Origin of the sequence: Mycobacterium stomatepiae (assembly GCF_010731715.1) — a bacterium.
GTDB lineage: Bacteria > Actinomycetota > Actinomycetes > Mycobacteriales > Mycobacteriaceae > Mycobacterium > Mycobacterium stomatepiae.
In genome coordinates, this window is record NZ_AP022587.1 from 3,585,244 (window position 1) to 3,603,083 (window position 17,840).

At 67.2% G+C, this 17,840-nt stretch carries 14 protein-coding genes and 3 pseudogenes; 7 read left to right on the top strand and 10 right to left on the bottom strand.

Annotated elements, in window-relative coordinates:
- Positions 1-193: 193 nt before the first annotated feature.
- The gene (locus G6N54_RS16850; RefSeq protein WP_232072857.1) at positions 194-1,312 is read left to right on the top strand and encodes a carbon-nitrogen hydrolase family protein; all 1,119 of its coding nucleotides are present in this window, start codon (positions 194-196) and stop codon (positions 1,310-1,312) included.
- Here G6N54_RS16850 and G6N54_RS16855 read toward each other — a convergent pair.
- From G6N54_RS16855 to ricR, 3 genes are all read right to left on the bottom strand, one after another.
- Complete coding sequence (locus tag G6N54_RS16855; RefSeq protein ID WP_163791105.1) at positions 1,309-2,292, bottom strand: L,D-transpeptidase; 984 nt, start codon at positions 2,290-2,292, stop codon at positions 1,309-1,311. The genes G6N54_RS16850 and G6N54_RS16855 overlap by 4 nt on opposite strands.
- Before the next feature lie 117 nt (positions 2,293-2,409).
- Positions 2,410-3,654 carry an MFS transporter gene (locus G6N54_RS16860; RefSeq protein ID WP_163791106.1) on the bottom strand — a complete coding sequence of 415 codons (1,245 nt, stop codon included), beginning with the start codon at positions 3,652-3,654 and terminating at the stop codon, positions 2,410-2,412.
- 140 nt (positions 3,655-3,794) lie between these two features.
- Positions 3,795-4,097, bottom strand: a complete 303-nt coding sequence (ricR, locus tag G6N54_RS16865; RefSeq protein ID WP_163791107.1) for a copper-sensing transcriptional repressor RicR — start codon at positions 4,095-4,097, stop codon at positions 3,795-3,797.
- Positions 4,098-4,226: 129 nt separating this feature from the next.
- On the opposite strand from ricR, the gene ilvD reads away from it, so the two are divergent.
- Positions 4,227-5,939: a dihydroxy-acid dehydratase gene (gene ilvD, locus G6N54_RS16870; RefSeq protein WP_163791108.1), complete on the top strand. Its 1,713-nt coding sequence runs from the start codon at positions 4,227-4,229 to the stop codon at positions 5,937-5,939.
- Between the two features lie 130 nt (positions 5,940-6,069).
- Here ilvD and G6N54_RS16875 read toward each other — a convergent pair whose 3' ends face one another.
- Positions 6,070-6,510: an SPW repeat protein gene (locus G6N54_RS16875; RefSeq protein ID WP_163791109.1), complete on the bottom strand. Its 441-nt coding sequence runs from the start codon at positions 6,508-6,510 to the stop codon at positions 6,070-6,072.
- A 148-nt stretch (positions 6,511-6,658) separates the two neighbouring features.
- Positions 6,659-7,324 (bottom strand): O-methyltransferase, encoded by a 666-nt coding sequence (locus G6N54_RS16880; protein WP_163791110.1) that lies wholly within the window; start codon positions 7,322-7,324, stop codon positions 6,659-6,661.
- A 199-nt stretch (positions 7,325-7,523) separates the two neighbouring features.
- Between G6N54_RS16880 and mymT the strand changes: the two genes are divergently transcribed.
- Positions 7,524-7,679: a copper-binding metallothionein MymT gene (mymT, locus tag G6N54_RS30630; RefSeq protein ID WP_163791111.1), complete on the top strand. Its 156-nt coding sequence runs from the start codon at positions 7,524-7,526 to the stop codon at positions 7,677-7,679.
- Between the two features lie 35 nt (positions 7,680-7,714).
- On the opposite strand, the gene G6N54_RS16890 is transcribed toward mymT, so the two are convergent.
- From G6N54_RS16890 to G6N54_RS16905, 4 genes are read right to left on the bottom strand one after another with little or no spacing between them, the layout of a single operon-like run.
- Complete coding sequence (locus G6N54_RS16890; protein ID WP_163794790.1) at positions 7,715-9,775, bottom strand: beta-glucosidase; 2,061 nt, start codon at positions 9,773-9,775, stop codon at positions 7,715-7,717.
- A 53-nt stretch (positions 9,776-9,828) separates the two neighbouring features.
- The gene (locus G6N54_RS16895; protein WP_163791112.1) at positions 9,829-10,392 is read right to left on the bottom strand and encodes a TIGR04338 family metallohydrolase; all 564 of its coding nucleotides are present in this window, start codon (positions 10,390-10,392) and stop codon (positions 9,829-9,831) included.
- A complete protein-coding gene (locus G6N54_RS16900) occupies positions 10,389-11,138 on the bottom strand; it encodes a DUF2786 domain-containing protein (RefSeq protein ID WP_163791113.1) in 750 nt (249 codons plus the stop codon). The genes G6N54_RS16895 and G6N54_RS16900 overlap by 4 nt, the downstream gene beginning before the upstream one ends.
- A gap of 57 nt (positions 11,139-11,195) precedes the next feature.
- A complete protein-coding gene (locus G6N54_RS16905; RefSeq protein ID WP_163791114.1) occupies positions 11,196-12,029 on the bottom strand; it encodes an alpha/beta hydrolase in 834 nt (277 codons plus the stop codon).
- Between G6N54_RS16905 and G6N54_RS16910 the strand changes: the two are divergent.
- Positions 11,983-13,115: pseudogene (locus G6N54_RS16910) on the top strand (sigma-70 family RNA polymerase sigma factor). The gene G6N54_RS16905 and the pseudogene G6N54_RS16910 overlap by 47 nt on opposite strands.
- A 34-nt stretch (positions 13,116-13,149) precedes the next feature.
- Positions 13,150-14,439 (top strand): annotated as a pseudogene (locus G6N54_RS16915) (alpha/beta hydrolase domain-containing protein); the annotation flags it as partial.
- Positions 14,440-14,457: 18 nt separating this feature from the next.
- Here G6N54_RS16915 and G6N54_RS16920 read toward each other — a convergent pair.
- Positions 14,458-15,309, bottom strand: coding sequence for a LysR family transcriptional regulator (locus tag G6N54_RS16920; protein WP_163791116.1), 852 nt, complete (start codon positions 15,307-15,309; stop codon positions 14,458-14,460).
- Between the two features lie 157 nt (positions 15,310-15,466).
- On the opposite strand from G6N54_RS16920, the gene G6N54_RS16925 reads away from it, so the two are divergent.
- On the top strand, positions 15,467-16,411 hold the full coding sequence (locus G6N54_RS16925; RefSeq protein ID WP_372513182.1) for a DMT family transporter: 945 nt from the start codon (positions 15,467-15,469) through the stop codon (positions 16,409-16,411).
- A gap of 93 nt (positions 16,412-16,504) precedes the next feature.
- Positions 16,505-17,748, top strand: a pseudogene (locus G6N54_RS16930) (HNH endonuclease signature motif containing protein).
- Positions 17,749-17,840 lie beyond the last annotated feature (92 nt).

Below are 17,840 nucleotides of genomic sequence, written 5' to 3' on the forward strand. Positions count from 1 at the left end.
TGCACCATCGGCAAGTCGTCGGTGAAAGCCTTTACCTCCCACGGCGTCGACTGAGTCCGGCAACCTCTCAGCGACCGGAATAGTTGTCGAGAAATGTCGACAACCAACCTGGAATCGCGCCCAGGACAATCCGATTGACAGTCAATCGGCGGTGGATAAAGTGGGATTCGCGAATCGACCGGAATCTGAAAAGTTGTCGATCGATCAGGACAATCGCGAGAAGGGCAACGACATGTCATCACTGAACCTCCCGAAGGTGGCCGTCGCCGCCGTGAACGCGGCGCCCGTCTTTCTCGACTTGCCGGCCAGCATCGACAAGGTCGAGCATTTGGTCGCGACCGCCGCCCGAGACGGTGCGCGCCTGGTCGTTTTCGGCGAGGCGTTTCTGGCCGGATTCCCGGTCTGGAACGCGGTGCTGCCACCGATCGACCAACATGAATGGCACGAGCGACTCGTCGCCGAATCGATCGTCGTGCCGGGTCCCCACACGGAGCGACTCGGCCGCATTGCCCGCGCGCACGGCGTGACGTTGTCTGTCGGGATAAACGAACGCAACCCGCACAGCCTGGGCCAACTCTGGAACTCGAACCTGGTGTTCGACCCGACCGGCCGGCTGGTGAATCACCGTCGCAAGCTAGTGGCCACCTGGTACGAACGCCTGACCTGGTCGCACGGCGACGCTCACGACCTGCGGCCGGTCGAACTCGGCGGGTGGCGCCTCGGCACGCTGATCTGCGGTGAAAACACGAACACCCTAGCGAGATTCGCTTTGCTCGCCCAGGGTGAGCGGCTGCACATCGCGACCTACCCGCCGGCTTGGCCGTTCGACGGCCGGACCGAGGAGTACGGCTACGACCTCGCCGAGTTCATCCGGCTGCGCAGCGCCGCCCACGCGTTCGAGGGCAAGGTGTTCGTGGTTGTCGCGGCGACAACCTTGGACGAGACCGCCGTCCGCGAGGTAGCCGGCGGTGACGTCCGGATCGAAAAGGCCTTGACGGCGGCACCTCCCGCCGCGATGGTGATCGGCCCCGACGGCCAGGTCGTCGCCGGACCGATGACCCAACCGGAAGGGATCCTGCACGCCGAGGTCGACCTACAGAAGGAGGTCATCGCCAAGCAGGCCCACGACATCGTCGGCACCTACAACCGTGCGGACATCTTCAGCCTGTCAGTCGACATGAGCCGGCCGTCGATTCTGCTCACGAATCACGATGCGAGCGCACCGAATCACGGATCGATCGAACGGCCTCGGGTCGACGCACCCGCACCGACCACCGGCGAGCGCGTCGTCGTGACGAACAATCTCGGCTAGTTGGTGATCCAGTCGCTGGAGCCGTCGTTCTTTTTGTACGAGCCACCGCTGGAGTTCTTCACGATGATCGGGTCGCCCGCCCCGAAGTTGTCGAAGAACCACTTGGCGTTGCTGGGGCTGATGTTGATGCAGCCGTGGCTGACATCGCGCTTGCCCTGGTCGTCGACCGACCAGGGGGCACTGTGCACGAAGTCGCCGACGTTGTCGAACCGGACGGCCAGGTCGACGGTGACCTTGTAGCCGTAGGTCGAGTTGACCGGGACCCCGTAAGTCGAAGAGTCCATCACCACCGAGGGCATCTTCTCCTGCACGTAGTACGTGCCGTTGGGGGTCTGGTGGTTGCCCGACGTCATGCCCATCGACATCGGGATGGTCTTTTCCAGAGTTCCGTTGCGCGTGACGGTCAGCTGGTGCGTGGCGTCGTCGGCCGTGGCGATCAGCTGGTCTCCGGTCCGGAAGCTGGACTTGGTGCCGCCCGCGTCGATGTTCACCGCGGTGTTGGCGGGCCAGAAGTTGATCGGCCGCCAACGCAACTGAGTGGGCGTCATCCAGTAGAACTTGCCCGGGACCGGCGGGATCGACGACACGTGCACGGCGGCCTGAGCGGCGCCGGCGTCATCGACACGTCCTGGGAAGTTGATGATGATCGGCTGCGCGACGCCCACCATCGCGCCGGTTTTGGGGACGAACGAGGGTGTTCCGAACGGCGCGGTGCCGGTGAACGGCGTCGGGTCCTGCCCGTCGGCGGCCGGCACTGCCACCGGCGGTGCCCACGGCGGGGGCGGCGGAGACGGGAACCCCGGCAACTGCGGCAGCTCGAATGGCGGCGGAGGCGGAGCGGGGGGCGCAGCAACCACGTTGGGATCGGCGGGAACCGGGTCCGGATCCGCCAGAGCCGGGGCACTGCCCAGCACCAGCACGGCGGCGACGCCGGCTGAGTTCAGAGCCGCGAAGAGGCTTGCCCTCGTCCAGCCCGACATATGCATACCTCCAGTCAGTAGCTGGTCCCAGTGTGGCATAGCGACGTGGCCAGCTACCCAATCACGACCGGGTACGTCCTCGGTCAGACCGGCAATGGAGTGCTGTGAGCTGCCGGGTTATGAATCATGTGAGCTTGACGGAGCAACGTCGAGCACCCGTCGGTTGGCCGCTATGCCGGCCAGCGCGATTCCCATCAAAGCCGCCGACGCGGTGAGCATCGTCGCGACGCTGTGCTCGTACAACAAGCCACCCGACAGCGAGCCGGCCATGATGCCCACCTGGAACGCCGTCACGTACAGACCGGATGCGCCGTCGGGGTCGTCGGCGCCGTTGCGCATCGCGGCGGATTGCATCATCGGCGACACCGCGGTGGCCATGGCACCCCACAACACGATCGCGGCGGTGCCGAGCAGCACGGTCGGCACGAAGGTCGGGCGGTCGCCGAGCGCCAGTGCGGTCAGCACCACGAACGCGGCGGTCAATCCCGCCATGCACAGGATGATCGCGCCCCGGGGTCGACGGTCCAGCGGCCGCGCCACCAGGGATACCGCGAGCAGGCCCGCCACGCCATAGGCGGCCAACAACCAGGCCTGGTTGGGCCCGCGCACGCCGACGACGTCGCGGATGATCACCGAGATGTAGGTGTAGGAGACGAAATGCCCGGTGACCGCGACCATCGCCAGCAGGCTCACGATGATCAGCCGCGGGTTGCGGTGGTGGGTCGATCGCGGGCCGACGCAGGCCAGTTGGTCCTCGGTGAGCACCATCTTGGGCAACATCGCCCGGGCGGCGATGGTGACGATGGCCGCCGCGGCCATCACGCACACGACCGCCAGCCGCCAGCCCCACATCAGGCTCAAGGCCGCGGTGAGCGGGCTACCGATCACCAGTGCCAGGCTGGTCCCCACGTAGATCGAGGTCGTCGCGCGGCCCGCATGGCTGGGCGGCACCAGGCGGGTGGCGATCGGGGCGATCACCGCCCACAGCAAGCCGTGGGTGAACGCGCACAGCACCCGTCCCGCGGCCAGCACCGCGAAGTTGGGTGCCAGCGCCGAGATGACCTGCCAGGCGGTCAGGCAGGTCAGGCTGAGCATCAGCGCGCGCCGCCGCGGCCAATGCGCGGTCCAGCGCACCAGCGGAACCGTCGTCAGCGCCGCGACCAGCGCATACCAGGTCAGCAGGGTGCCGACGTAGACGACGCTGACATGCAAGTCCCGCGAGATCGCGGACAGTGCCCCCACGGGCAGAATCTCGGCCGTGACATAGATGAAGGCCGCCGCGGCCAGCACCGCCAGCTGCGCGGCAATCCGTGGCGTCCACGTTCGCGCGGTGGCGGCGGCTGGTCCGGTTTCGGCAGTCATGGCGTGGGATACGGTATGGGCCGGGCTCCCCAATTCCTGGGTTGTCGTGCCTAATGCGATCACACTGCCTTACCGTACGCACCTCAACAACGGGTTCGGCCAACTTCGGCCCGCAACACCGGTCTCAACTACGTCACCGATCAGGAACGAACAAGACGCGCGATGGCCGCGGATGCCTCGGCCAGCTTGGCTTGAGCCCTTTCGGGGGCATCTGGCCCCTCCTCGGCGACGGCGCGGGTCACGCAGTGCCCGAGGTGCTCGTCAAGTAGGTTCAGCGCCACCGATCGCAGCGCGCTGTTCACGGCGCTGATCTGGGTAAGGACGTCGATGCAGTACTTGTCTTCCTCGATCATCTTCGCGATGCCACGCACCTGACCCTCGATGCGCCGTAGCCGCTTGGCGTAGTTGTCCTTCTGCTGCGAATATCCGTGTGGAGTCGTCATCTCGGCCTCAAAACCCTCCCAGCTGCGCGCGCCCAGCTTCCGCTGCGTGTTAATCCTTCATGGTACCTCATACCCCAGCGGGGTATAGCCAGTGGAAATTGGCTTGTCAGGGCCGCGCATACTGGACGAATGGCCCTGCAGACCGACGCGGCAACCGCCGACATCAAACCCCGTAGTCGTGACGTCACCGACGGTCTGGAGAAGACCGCCGCCCGGGGGATGCTGCGCGCGGTAGGGATGGACGACGACGACTTCGCCAAGCCGCAGATCGGCGTCGCCTCGTCGTGGAACGAAATCACCCCATGCAACCTGTCGCTGGACCGGCTGGCCAAGTCGGTCAAGGAAGGCGTGTTCTCGGCCGGCGGCTACCCGCTGGAGTTCGGGACGATCTCCGTCTCCGACGGCATCTCGATGGGCCACGAAGGCATGCACTTCTCCCTGGTGTCCCGCGAGGTGATCGCCGACAGCGTCGAGACCGTGATGCAGGCCGAGCGACTCGACGGTTCAGTGCTGTTGGCCGGGTGCGACAAGTCGCTGCCCGGCATGCTGATGGCGGCCGCCCGCCTGGACCTGGCGTCGGTGTTCCTCTACGCGGGCTCGATCCTGCCGGGGGTGGCCAAGCTGTCCGACGGCTCCGAGCGCGAGGTGACGATCATCGACGCGTTCGAGGCCGTGGGCGCCTGCTCGCGCGGGCTGATGTCACGCGAGGACGTCGACGCGATCGAGCGCGCGATCTGCCCCGGCGAGGGCGCGTGCGGCGGCATGTACACCGCCAATACGATGGCCAGCGCCGCCGAGGCACTGGGCATGTCGATTCCCGGCAGCGCGGCGCCCCCGGCCACCGACCGCCGCCGCGACGGGTTCGCCCGGCGCAGCGGCCAGGCCGTCGTCGAGCTGCTGCGCCGCGGCATCACCGCCCGCGACATCCTCACGAGAGAGGCGTTCGAGAACGCGATCGCGGTGGTGATGGCGTTCGGCGGCTCGACCAACGCGGTGCTGCACCTGCTGGCCATCGCCCACGAAGCCGAAGTCGACCTGACCCTGCAGGATTTCAGCCGGATCGGCTCCAAGGTGCCGCACCTGGCCGATGTCAAACCGTTCGGCCGGCACGTGATGACCCACGTCGACCACATCGGCGGCGTGCCCGTGATGATGAAGGCGCTGCTGGATGCCGGGCTGCTGCACGGTGATTGCCTGACGGTGACGGGGCGCACCCTGGCCGAGAACCTGGCCACCATTGAGCCGCCCGACCCGGACGGCAAGGTGCTGCGCGCGCTCAGCGACCCGATCCATCCGACCGGCGGCATCACCATCCTGCGCGGTAGCCTGGCGCCCGAGGGCGCGGTCGTTAAGTCGGCAGGTTTCGACTCCGACGTGTTCGAAGGCACCGCAAGGGTTTTCGACGGCGAGCGGGCTGCCCTGGACGCACTCGAAGACGGCACCATCACCAAGGGCGATGCGGTGGTGATCCGTTACGAGGGCCCCAAGGGGGGTCCCGGGATGCGCGAAATGCTGGCCATCACCGGGGCGATCAAGGGTGCCGGGCTCGGTAAGGACGTACTGCTACTCACCGACGGACGGTTCTCCGGCGGGACGACAGGCCTGTGCGTGGGACACATCGCACCCGAGGCGGTAGACGCCGGGCCGATCGCCTTCCTGCGCGACGGCGACCGGATCCGCCTCGACGTCGCCGGTGGCACCCTTGACGTGCTGGCCGACCCGGCCGAATTCGCCTCTCGGCAAGAGGGTTTCACGCCTCCTCCGCCACGCTACAAGACCGGTGTGCTGGCCAAGTACGTCAAGTTGGTCAGCTCGGCCGCGATCGGCGCGGTCTGCGGCTAGCCTGACGACGGCGAGCGCCGGATCGGCGCGAGTACGCGAGTAGGAGTCGGGCCATCCAGCCCAGCCCTGTCCGGGCCGCAATCAATCGGCCCGGCAGGGTGAATTGCTGCCTGGCTCAGCGGGTTCGCCGCTAGGCGTGGTCAGCCGCGGCGCGTGTGCGCATGCCGAAGTAGGCCGCGTTGAGACCCAGGAACGTCATGACCGCACCTGCGATGACGTGCGACCACATCATGCCGGCGGTCAGCACGACACCCGTTACGACCCACGGGGAGACGATGACCCACACGCCCAGCACCGGCAACGTCCAGGTCATCCCGTGCGCGCGGTCCAAGGTCGTCGCGAACCCGTATGCCAAGAACGCCACCGCGATCCCGACGATGAAGTCGGACGTGGCAAGCGATGCCGTCCCGCTGAATCCGACGATCCACGGTGATGCGGCGACATACAGGCCCGTCAACAGAGCCAGGCCAAAGGTGAAATGCGCACTCGTCGACTCGGCGACGCGTTCGTAGCGCGCCCGCAGGGCCAACAAATCCGGGTGGTGATCAATTGATGAATGGACCGTACTCATTTTGCTACCTCTCTGTAAGGCAGCAAGCCCGTTATGCAACAAGCACTCTGGGCTCGCTGCAAGCCATCCATCTTTGTTCAGGTTACGCCTGATCACACCGCGCCAGCAACGAAAATCGCTGCCACCAAACCAGCCCCGTTTCTCCGACCTAGAGGTCCTTGACCAGCGCGATGGCGAAGCCGTCCCAGGGCTTGGCACCGACCGTCTGAATCACCGCGGTGTCCAGCTGCGCGTGCTCACCCATCACCTGTAGCGTCTCGCGCGTGGCGGCCACCCTGGCGTCATCCGAGCCGGGCGCCAGGATCCAGCCTTCGCGAATAACGTTGTCCACCACAATGAGTGCGCCGACGCGGGCCAGCTTGACGGCCCACTGCAGGTATTCGACATAGTGCTCTTTGTCCGCATCGATGAACACCAGATCGAACGGATCCCCGGCGACGGTCCGCAGGGTTTCCAGCGCCGGGCCCACCACCACCTGTACCCGCTCGACGACACCGGCCCGCTTCAGGTTGGCACACGCGACATCGGCGTGATGAGGCTCGAACTCGAGCGAGACCACTTGTCCGTTCGGGCCTACCGCACGCGCCAACCAAATGGTGCTGAAACCACCGAGAGTGCCAATCTCGAGAACACGGCGGGCTTGAGTCGCGCGGGCCAGCAGCGACAGGAACTTGCCCTGCTGCCACGACACGGCGATGCGTGGCAGCCCGGCCGCGTCGCTGGCCTCCAGCGCGGCGGACAAGTCCGGATCGTCACCGATCACCGTGCTGTCCAGGAACGCGTCGACGTCTTGCGGAGCGGGTTTGTCGGTCATCCGATCAACGCTAGTCGCGAGCCTCGCCCGACGGGGTCGCACCTGGTCATGCATCCGATCGATAACAGACTCGCACGCGATGCTTTACCAGATACCCGTATGGGGTATGCATTGAGAGTGGTTGTCCGATAGTGGACACCACTGAAGAAGGTAACCACTGGATTCCATTGAAGGAACCGGAATCCCGCAACAGACAAGGGTGATTCACATGGCGCACTATGACGAGGGGACGCAGCTGACCTGCGGTCACGAGGGGTGCGGTTGTCGCGTCCGCATCGAGGTCGCATGCCACTGCTCCGGCGCGGACGAGGATTACCGCTGCGCCTGCGGCGAAGCATTAGTGCCAGTCAAGTAGATCCGGCGGGCCGGTCGTTGCGTTCGATGCACCACTCAGCGCCCGAACGCACGGCCGGCCAGCTCGACTCGCGCTGTTAGCCGCAGCGCGACCGCAGAGGCGCCGACCGCCACCGTGCAGGGGCCCGGCTTGATCCGCCAGCTTCCGCCTTCATATCTCGCGAGCAGGCGCGGGTCGGCCGCGATCGTCACCCGGCACGTCGCGCCCGGCTCCAACGACACCCGCTCGAACCCCAGCAACCGCAGACGTCGCTCGCCCGCGTCGGTCAGATACAACTGCGGGACGTCGGCCCCGGCGCGATCACCGGTATTGACGACGCTGAAGCTCGCCGCCACCGTATCCCCGCCGGTGACCACCAGGTCGCGGTACTCAAAGCTGGTGTAGGACAAGCCATGACCGAACGCGAACAACGGCGTCTGGTCGCGTTCTGCAAACCACCGGTAGCCGACCTCAGCACCTTCGAAGTAGTCGATCGTGGACGGTGTCCCGAACTCGGCACCGAGGCCGGGCAGCTCCGGACGCGGTGTCTGTTCGAGTCCGGCCGGAAACGTGATGGGCAGCCGGCCCGATGGATTCACTTGGCCCGCAATGATCTCCGCGATCGCCTGGCCGCCGGCCTGGCCCGGATACCACGCCTGCACTATCGCGTTCACCGACTCTCGCCACGGCATAACCACCGGATTTCCGGTCTCCAGCACCACCACGGTGTTCGGGTTGACGGCGGCGACCGCGCCGATAACCGCGTCCTGGCCCCACGGCAATGACAAGTCGGCTCCGTCGAAGCCCTCGCCTTCCACGCGGATCCCGAACACGATCGCGACGTCGGCCCGCCGCGCGGACAGCGCCGCCTCCGCCGGGCTGAGGCCGGGGTCGAACTCGAGGTGCGCGTGGGGAAATAGCTTGCGGAGTTCTCCGACCGGGCTGGGCGGCAGGAGGTGCAGATTCCGGGTACCGCCGGTCAGGCCCGCGCCGCCGATCGGGAACACCTGCGCGTAGCCGCCCGGCGGAACGACGGCGCTCGAGCCGCAGCCTGCCGGAACCCCGAGCTGGGCGTGTCCGCCGATCACGACGATGCGGGCACCGGATGCCAGCGGCAACACTCCCCGGTTCTGCAGCAGCACGATTCCCTGGCGCGCGATGCGCAATGCAATCTCGTTGTGGGCAGCCATATCTGGATCGGGCGGGTCTGCGTCCTGGTCGATTCCGACAGCGAACATCGAGCGCAGGATCCGCCGAACCATGTCGGACAGCCGGTCGTTGGGCAACCTTCCGTCGGCGTGAGCGGCTCGCAGGGGTTCGGTGAACGCCTCGGACCCCCAGAACACGGTGTCGATCTGGGCGCCGCATTCCTGGTCCAAGCCATGCCCCGCGCATTCCCAACTTTGGGTGGCGCCCCAGTCCGACATCACCCAACCGCGGTATCCCCAGGCGCCCTTCAGGATGTCGTCGAGCAACACCCGGTTCGCCGAGGCGTACTCACCATTGACCTTGTTGTAGGCGGTCATCACCGCGCCGGGCGCCGAGCGTTCGATCGCGATCTCGAACGCCAGCAGGTCGGATTCGCGATGCGCGTCGGGGTCGATGGTCGCGTTCAGCCAGTGTCGGTTGGTCTCATTGCAGTTCAGCGAAAAATGCTTGACCGTCGAAATGACGCCCTGTTGCTGGATGCCGTTGACGGATTCGGCGGTGATCGTGGCCGTCAAAAGCGGGTCTTCCGAGGCGTATTCGAAGTTACGGCCGTTACGCGGGTCGCGGGCCAGGTTCATCGCTCCGGCCAGTTGCACGTTAAAGCCGCGGCTGCGCGCCTCTCGGCCGATCACCTGGCCCGCGGCGTGCGCGAGAGCCGGATCGAAACCGGCGGCCAGCGCCAGGCCGGCGGGCAGCGCGGTAGCGGTGTCACCGGGCCGGTAACCGGGGTTGGTGACCCCGAGGCCGGCGTCGCTCATCCGCAGCGCGGGAATACCGAGCCGGGGGATCCCCGGCACATATCCGGCGCTCATCGGGGTGCCGGGCGGGATGCGGTCGTCGGGCAGCGGCCACAGCTCCGACATTCCCATCGCCGCGATCAGCAACGTGAACCGCTCGTCGTCGGTCATCCGGCTTTCGATGTCGCGCGCCCGGGCGTCGGGGTCGGCTAATTCGCCAGCGCTCAATTGTCCGGCTCCTCAGCGGGCCGTGCTGCGGCCCGCGTCGTCGCCGTCCACCGCACACCCTCTTTGGCGTACACGACTCGCAGCACGTGACCGAGCTCCGGTCCCATCACCAGCCCGGCCAGCGTGCAGTTCGTGTCGACAAACTCCGGCCCGTGCGCCGGCTCCGCCTGGCACAGATGATGCGCGACCTCGTGCAACACCACCAGCTCGCGCAGCGCCCAGTCGGCGGTGTCACGGTCGGGAACCGCGACAATGCCTGCGCCATCACGGTTTTCGTAATGCGCAGCGGTAGCCGCCCGCCGCGGCCGCACTCTCAGCGGTGATACCTCGGGCCAGCGATCCCGCACCACCGGTAACGCGAGCACCTGGTCAACATAGCGCTGTACCGACGCCACGGAGCCGAATCGCGCTTCCGGCGGCAGCGTCAACTGCGTGCCGAAAAATTCCACCGCCGACGAGCCGTGCTCGGCGGCCCGGTCGAACAGCGTGCGGACGAACTCCTCGGCCGCATACACCTTGGAGCGCTGGGAATCCCGCTTGGGCGCATCCCCCGCGGTCACGTGCCCAGCGCGCTCCGCGCTCCGGGCAGCTCGGGACTGTTGCCGAGCCGCGCCCGCTTACCGGCCCGATCACCCGCGCGCCGGGCGGCCGACGAATATCCGGCCGTCGCCCGGCTGACTTGGTAGGTGCCGCGCGCTTTGGACGCCTTGCGGTAGTGGTCGTGCAGCTCAACGTCTTTGTCCCGCAAGGCAATCGCGGTACCGGGGCGACGGGCGTGGTCCCTGGTGGCCTCGCGCCGCGCCTGCTCGCGTGCTTCGCTCAGCCGGTGACCGATGCGGGCCCCGAAGGCCAGCTGGAAATTGAGCCGGGCGGTGATCGTCGGAGTGGGCCGGTGTGCGCCGGAGGCGAGGTAAGTATCCGATGCCCGCACCATTTGAACGACCAGGCTGGCGTACAGGGCGTGGCTGGCGTCGATGTCCTCGGCGAATCCGTAGGCGTAGACGAACGTCGAATTCGACGCGACGTCGCAGCGCACGTCGTTGGCTGACGCGATCAGCACGAAGAGCTGCACGTATGTCCGCAGCCCCTTGGTGCCGGCGGTCCCGATCGTGATGGTCCGCTGGGTCGGCGCCTGCGCCGCCGAACGGTTGGACGCGTGCGACCGGGCGACCGCCAAGTCGATGGACGCCGCCGTCGCCAACCGCTGCGCGGCGGTCATGAAGGCATCGGCCTCGTGCGTGTTGTCGGTGCCTTCGGCCTGACGCAGTAGCGCGGCGATGCGGGCCAGCATCTTGTCGTCGCTCATAGCGCCAAACTACGGGAGGGGTCCGACAGCCGGTCGGTCGTGCAGCCCACGTTTCGCTTAGAGCCGATCGGTGATCCACGAAACGACATCGCCGAGCACCTGGTCTTGTTCGGGCTCGTTGAAGACCTCGTGGTACAGCCCCGCATAGACCTTCAGCGTGACGTCGGTGGAGCCCACACATTCGACCAGGCGACGGCTTCCGGCGACGGGCACCAGCCGGTCTTGCTCGCCGTGCACCACCAGCAGCGGCGCGGTCAGTGCCGGCGCCCGCTGCGGCATGGTCTCGCCGACCGCCAGCATCGCCCGGCCGACACCGAACGGGACCTTGCCGTGGTAGACGAGCGGGTCGGCCTTGTACGCCGCGACCACCGCGGGATCCCGGGAGATGGCGTCGAGGTCGAGGTCCTGCACGGGCACGCCCGGAAGCACGGCGCCGAGTACCTTGGCGGCGAACGCGACCAGCCCCGGAACCGCGTCCTGGGCGGCCACCAGGGGCCCGGACAGCACCATCAGGTCGTAGTTGTCCGGCCGTTCGACGCCGTAGGCGAAGACGATCCCGCCGCCCATGCTGTGGCCGAGCACGATGCACTTGAGGCCGGGGTGTTCCCTGGTGGCGATGCCGACCAGGGTGTCGAAGTCGGCGGTGTACTCCGAGACGTCGCGTACCAGCATGCGTTTGCCGCCGGAGCGGCCGTGCCCGCGGTGGTCCAGCGCGTAGGTGACCAGACCGGCCGCTTCGAAGCGCTGCGCCACGTGGTCATAGCGGCGGGCGTACTCGCCGAGACCGTGCGACAGCACCACCACGGCCCGCGGCGGCGTGTCCGGCGTCCAGACGTCGTACACGATTCGCACGCCGCCCAGGCCGTCGAAATTCCGTTCGGTGCGGGTCATCGCGGGGTCCTAGTCATTAGGGGCAGCGTAATGGCTCCTGAGGAGCTATTGTCCGAGGCGCTGCGTAGGCTCAGTCGGGTGAGCGTGCTCGCGGAGAACTCCGACGACGCAGAAGTCCCCGCCGCGGGCGGGGGGCACGGCGACTTCTCAGCCCGCGCCGAGCCGTATCGCCGCGAATTGCTGGCGCACTGCTACCGGATGACCGGGTCGCTGCACGACGCGGAAGACCTGGTCCAGGAGACGCTGCTGCGGGCCTGGAAGGCCTACGACCGATTCGAAGGCAAGTCCTCGCTACGAACCTGGCTGCACCGCATCGCCACCAACACCTGCCTGACCGCGCTGGAGGGCCGGTCCCGACGGCCGCTACCCACCGGGCTCGGCGGGCCCAGCTCGGATCCGACCGCCGAGCCGGTGGAACGCCGCGAGGTGCCCTGGCTGGAGCCGCTACCCGACCTGACCCAGGATCCGGCCGACCCGTCCGTGATCGTGGGGTCGCGGGAGTCGGTGCGGCTGGCCTTTGTCGCTGCGCTGCAGCACCTCTCGCCCCGGCAGCGGGCGGTGTTACTACTGCGCGACGTCCTGCAGTGGAAGGCCGCCGAAGTGGCCGACGCGGTCGGAACCACCACGGCCGCGGTCAACAGCCTGCTGCAGCGGGCGCGGTCCCAGCTGGAAGCCGTCGGACCCAGCTCGACTGATCGGCTGGCGGCGCCGGATTCGACCGAGGCCCAAGACCTGCTGGCCCGCTACATCGCGGCGTTCGAGTGCTACGACATCGACCGGCTGGTCGAGCTGTTCACCGCCGAGGCGGTCTGGGAGATGCCGCCGTCCACCGGCTGGTACCAAGGCCCGCAGGCCATCATTACCCTGATCCACCAACAGTGCCCCGCCGAACATCCCGGTGACATGCGGATGATCCCGCTGGTCGCCAATGGCCAACCCGCCGCCGCGATGTACATGCGGGCCGGCGAGCAGCATGTGCCTTTCCAGCTGCATGTGCTGGATGTCCGCCCCGACGGGGTGTCGCATGTGGTTGCATTTCTCGACGACGCTTTGTTCACGAAGTTTGGGCTGCCCCGCTCCCTCTGACGGCGCAGATGTCGATCCCGGGAAGGATGTTGCCATGACGGAGTCCCCCACCGTCACGCCGGTGTCCGGCAAGCCACTCTTGCTGTTGGGCGGCTTCGATATCGGCGACCTCGGCTACGTCGCCGAGGAGTTCTTCGTCTCCGGAGCGGCCTCGTCGTACGCGCCAACCTCGGAGTTGGGTCCCGACGGCCGGTGGGCCGTAACACCGTCCGGCACCGCCGATTACACCGCCCGGATCGTGGTGCTGACGCCGTCCGATCCGGCCAGGTTCAACGGAACCGTGCTGGTCGAGTGGCTCAATGTCAGCGGCGGCATCGACGCTCCCGCGGTGTGGATGATGGCGCACCGCGAGATAGTTCGGGCGGGCTACGCCTATGTCGCGGTGTCGGCCCAGAAAGTCAGGGTAGACGGCGGTGCCAGCCTGCTCGGCTTCGACATGTCGCTGCGGACCCAGGATCCGACGCGTTACGCACCGCTGAGCCATCCGGGCGACGCGTTCTGTTACGACATGTTCTCCCAAACCGGCGAGCTGGCCCGCAGTGCCGACATCTTGCGCGGGATGCCCGCGGATCACGTTGTTGCCCTGGGAGAATCGCAATCGGCGATGTTCCTCACCACCTATGTCAATGCCGTCGATCCGCTCGCCCGGGTCTACGACGGTTTCCTGGTGCATTCCCGATTCGCTTCTGCCGCACCGCTAGACGGCGGCTCGGTCCTCGACGAGTTGCAGCTGAACGTGCCGCAAGCCGTCAACTTCCGGCCCGACCTGCGGGTCCCGCTGCTGACGCTCATCACCGAAACCGACCTGTTCGGCGGCGTGCGGCATGGCTATTACTTCGCCCGGCAGCCCGACAACGAGTGGCTGCGGGTGTGGGAGATCGCCGGCGCCGCGCATGCCGACAACTACACGATCCAGGTCGCGCCGATCGACACCGGCTCGGCGCCGCTGCAGGACATCATGGCCGCCTACGCACCCACCAACATGCTGATGGGCCAGCAGCTCGACCACTACATCAACTTCGCACCGCAGCATCACTACGTCGTGCAGGCCGCGATCTCCGCGCTCACCGCCTGGGTCCGGACGGGTCAGCCGGCGCCGGCCGCGCCACCCATCGAGATGGGCGAAGCCGAACTGCCCCAACCGATTCTGGATTCGAACGGGCTCGCGCGGGGCGGCATCCGGACGCCCTGGGTGGACGTGCCGCTGGCCCGGACGTCGGGTGACGGCGCCGTGGCCGACGATGCCTCCAACGTGATGGCGGCGATCTTCGGCTCCGGCGAACCCTTCGACGAAGCCACCGTGCGCCGGCTCTACCCAGGCGGGGATTCGTAAAGCCCGCGTTCACTTTTCGTCGGCAAGGACGTCGCGCACCGCAGCATCGACGGTACTTAGCACGTCGGAGTCGATGCCGGAGCGGCCGCGCACCAGGATCGAGGCGCAGTTGGGCGCCGGCAGCCCCTCTGCCGGGCACACGCCGTCGGGCAGTTTGCCGATCCTGGGCAGCAGGGCCAACCCGAGACCGGAGCGCACGGCGGCGTAAAGCCCGGCCAGATCGCCACATTCGGCCACGACCTCGTAGTCGACATGCTGCTTCTCGAGCAGGGCGAAGGCCGGCTCGCGCAGGGTGCATGGTTCGGCATAGATCACCAGCGGCAGCGGCTCTCCCCTGTTGAAAGTGAATGTTCGCGCCGAAACCCATTGCAGCTGAACGATTCCCGACGCGTTGGCGCGATCGAGCCCCGATCCGTCGAGCATGATCGCCAGGTCCACCAGGCCTCGGTCGATCGCGTCCGCCAGGGAAACGTTGCGATCCAGCCGGAAGCGCGGGCGCCGGTCGGGGAGGCGTTTACGCAGCACGCTGGTCAGGGCGGGCAGCATCACATCCGCACCGTGCTCGGTGGCACCGACCGTCAGCACCTTCTGCTCGGTCGCGCCGAGGTTGTCGAGCGCCGCGTCGTGCGCCGCCAAGATCGTGCGCGCGTGCCGCAGCACCTTCTGACCCATTTCGGTGAACAACACGCCACGGCCGGAGCGCTCGACCACCGGCTCGCCGACCACACTCTCGACCTTGCGTAGATGCTGGCTGACCGCGGACTGACTCAAGTGCAGGGCCGCGGCGGCTCGGTGAAATCCTCCACAGTCGGCCACCGCGACCAGGCTGCGCAGCGGCGCGATATCGAGTACCTGAGGCATAGCTCACAACCATAGTTCGATCAGCAATCCTGATCAATTATTCGCGCCAATGAGCTGGATATTCCCGCTAATGCGGAAATTCGATCACGATCCATGATCGATCCCGATCGTCAAAAATCGTTGGACGGCAGGGGTGGCGGTTCGCGACGATGGGGGCATGCACCTTCCGCGCATGCCTCTGGGCACCGCTTCGGCGGTGACGCTGACCTATGCGCTCGGGTATCCGATCGGCGCCCTCGCGGTGGCCGAGATGACCCCGATGGCCGTCTTGGCGCTGCGCTTCGGATTCGCCGCCGTCATCCTCGCGTCCTGGGCCATGCTGACCCGAGCGGCCTGGCCGCGCGGGGCGCAGTTCGGCCACGTCATCGTCGCGGGCCTGCTGATCCAGGCCGTGCAGTTCTGCTGCCTGTACGAGGCGCTGCTGCTCGGCGCGTCGGCGGTGCTGTGCGCGGTGGTGATCGCGATGAATCCGGTCATGACGGCCATCCTGGCCACGCTGTTCCTGCGCGAGCCGCTCGGCCGGCTACGGGTCGTTGCCCTGGTGCTCGGCGTCGTCGCGGTGCTCGCCGCCTGCGCCAGAAGGCTGATGGGCATGCACGGCGTCGACCCCGTCATGCTGCTGCTTTTGCTTGGGCTGCTTGGCCTTTCGGCTGGCGGGGTGTATCAGCAGCGGTTCTGCGTGGGCGTGGACTTCCGCACGATGAGCGCGGTGCAAAACTCGGTCGCGTTCGCCCCCGCGGTGGCGCTCACGTTACTCACGCCGTTCGCCGTCCACGACCCGGGCAAGGCCGTCGCCGCGATTGCGGGCATGGTGCTGTTCAACGCCACGCTTGCGGTCAGCATTTACCTGCGCGCCATCAGCATTCATGGCGCGGCGGCCGTGGCGATGCTGTTCGCCATCATTCCCGCCGCCGCTGCGGTGCTGTCCTGGCTGATGCTCGGCCAGCGCCCGGACCTCGGCGTCGCCATCGGCCTGGTCGTCGGTGGCTTCGCCTGCTGGCTGAACAGCTGCGCCGCCAAGCGTCACCGCGCGGAAAAGCCAGACCCCGAGCCGGAATTCGCGCCGGCGCGGCACATGGCGAGTTGTTCAGCGTCCGACTAGGTGTTGCGTACTGGCACGCAGGGCACAGCGGGAACGACCCGGCGCGGATTTGAGCGGCCGAAATTTGTCGTAGGTGGCTGCGAGGATGTGGTTATGTCGTCGAGCGCGTCGTGTGCCGTGGTGGTGAGCCCTAAGCAGCGGCTTGAGGTGTTGTTCGATGAGTTGGCGGAGTTGGCTGGTCAGCGTAATGCGGTTGATGGGCGCATTGTGGAGATCGCCGCCGAGATCGATCGTGACGGGTTGTGTGGGATGACGGGGGCGCGGTCGGTGGCGGCGTTGCTGGGCTGGAAGCTGGGTTCTTCCTCGGCCAATGCCCATACGATCGCCACGGTGGCGCGCCGCTGGGAGGAGTTTCCCCGCTGCACGCAGGGCATGAAGGAGGGTCGGCTGTCACTGGATCAGGTCGGCGTGATCGCGGCCCGAGCGAGCGACGGCTCTGATGAGCATTACGCGGCGTTGGCCAGCATTGCCACCGTCAGCCAGTTGCGTACCGCGGTCACGCTGGAACCACACCCCGAACCGGCCCGGCCGCGGCCGCAGGCCTCGATCACCCAGACCTCTGACGAGGAGCTCACGTGCTGGCGGATCAAACTTGCGCACCCGGATGCGGCGACGTTCGACGCGGCACTGGCGTCTCATCGTGATGCGCTGATCGCCGAGTGGAAGCACGACCACGACGAGGGCGATCGTGCATCGGAGGTGGCGGCGCCGGTGCCGGGCACCCTCGAGGCGTTTATGCGCCTGGTCGAGGCGGGTGGGACGCGGAGGTGGCGCGGCGTCCGCACGGGCAGCACACCACCGTGGTCGTGCACCTCGATGTGGAAAAGCGCGCCGCCGCCCTGCATGTGGGTCCGCTGCTCACCGACGCGCAACGCCACTACCTGACCTGTGATGCCACCGGCGAGGTGTGGTTCGAACGCGACGGCGAGGTCATCGGCGCCGGCCGGACCACGCGGGTGATCAGTCGGCGGCTGCGCCGCGCGCTCGAGCACCGCGACCGCACCTGCGTGGTCCCCGGTTGTGGGGCCACCCGCGGTCTGCACGCCCATCACCTCCAGCATTGGGAAGACGGCGGCCCCACCGAGTTGTCCAATCTGGTCCTGGTTTGTCCCTACCACCATCGAGCACACCACCGCGGCCTCATCACCCTCACCGGACCCGCAAACGATCTCACCATCACCGACGAGGACGGCCAACCACTGAACCCAGGATCACTGGCACGCCCACCCACCCACGCCCCACCCCAAGTCCCACCCTGCCCCGGGCCCACCGGCGAACGCGCCCAATGGTGGTGGTACCAACCCTTCCAACCGATACCACCACCAACAACCAACTAGATAACTCACCAACGCCGATACCCAAACAGGTTGAGGCATAGAGAATTCGCTCGCGGTGCCTGCTGCTATGTGTGGTCACAATTCGCCATGGG

Coding starts and splice junctions, on each gene's coding strand:
- G6N54_RS16855 (WP_163791105.1), bottom strand. CDS start 2,292: ATGTCGGGCTGGACGAGGGCAAGCCTCTTCGCGGCTCTGAACTCAGCC.
- G6N54_RS16860 (WP_163791106.1), bottom strand. CDS start 3,654: ATGACTGCCGAAACCGGACCAGCCGCCGCCACCGCGCGAACGTGGACG.
- ricR (WP_163791107.1), bottom strand. CDS start 4,097: ATGACGACTCCACACGGATATTCGCAGCAGAAGGACAACTACGCCAAG.
- ilvD (WP_163791108.1), top strand. CDS start 4,227: ATGGCCCTGCAGACCGACGCGGCAACCGCCGACATCAAACCCCGTAGT.
- G6N54_RS16875 (WP_163791109.1), bottom strand. CDS start 6,510: ATGAGTACGGTCCATTCATCAATTGATCACCACCCGGATTTGTTGGCC.
- G6N54_RS16880 (WP_163791110.1), bottom strand. CDS start 7,324: ATGACCGACAAACCCGCTCCGCAAGACGTCGACGCGTTCCTGGACAGC.
- G6N54_RS16890 (WP_163794790.1), bottom strand. CDS start 9,775: ATGACCGACGACGAGCGGTTCACGTTGCTGATCGCGGCGATGGGAATG.
- G6N54_RS16900 (WP_163791113.1), bottom strand. CDS start 11,138: ATGAGCGACGACAAGATGCTGGCCCGCATCGCCGCGCTACTGCGTCAG.
- G6N54_RS16905 (WP_163791114.1), bottom strand. CDS start 12,029: ATGACCCGCACCGAACGGAATTTCGACGGCCTGGGCGGCGTGCGAATC.
- G6N54_RS16920 (WP_163791116.1), bottom strand. CDS start 15,309: ATGCCTCAGGTACTCGATATCGCGCCGCTGCGCAGCCTGGTCGCGGTG.
- G6N54_RS16925 (WP_372513182.1), top strand. CDS start 15,467: ATGCACCTTCCGCGCATGCCTCTGGGCACCGCTTCGGCGGTGACGCTG.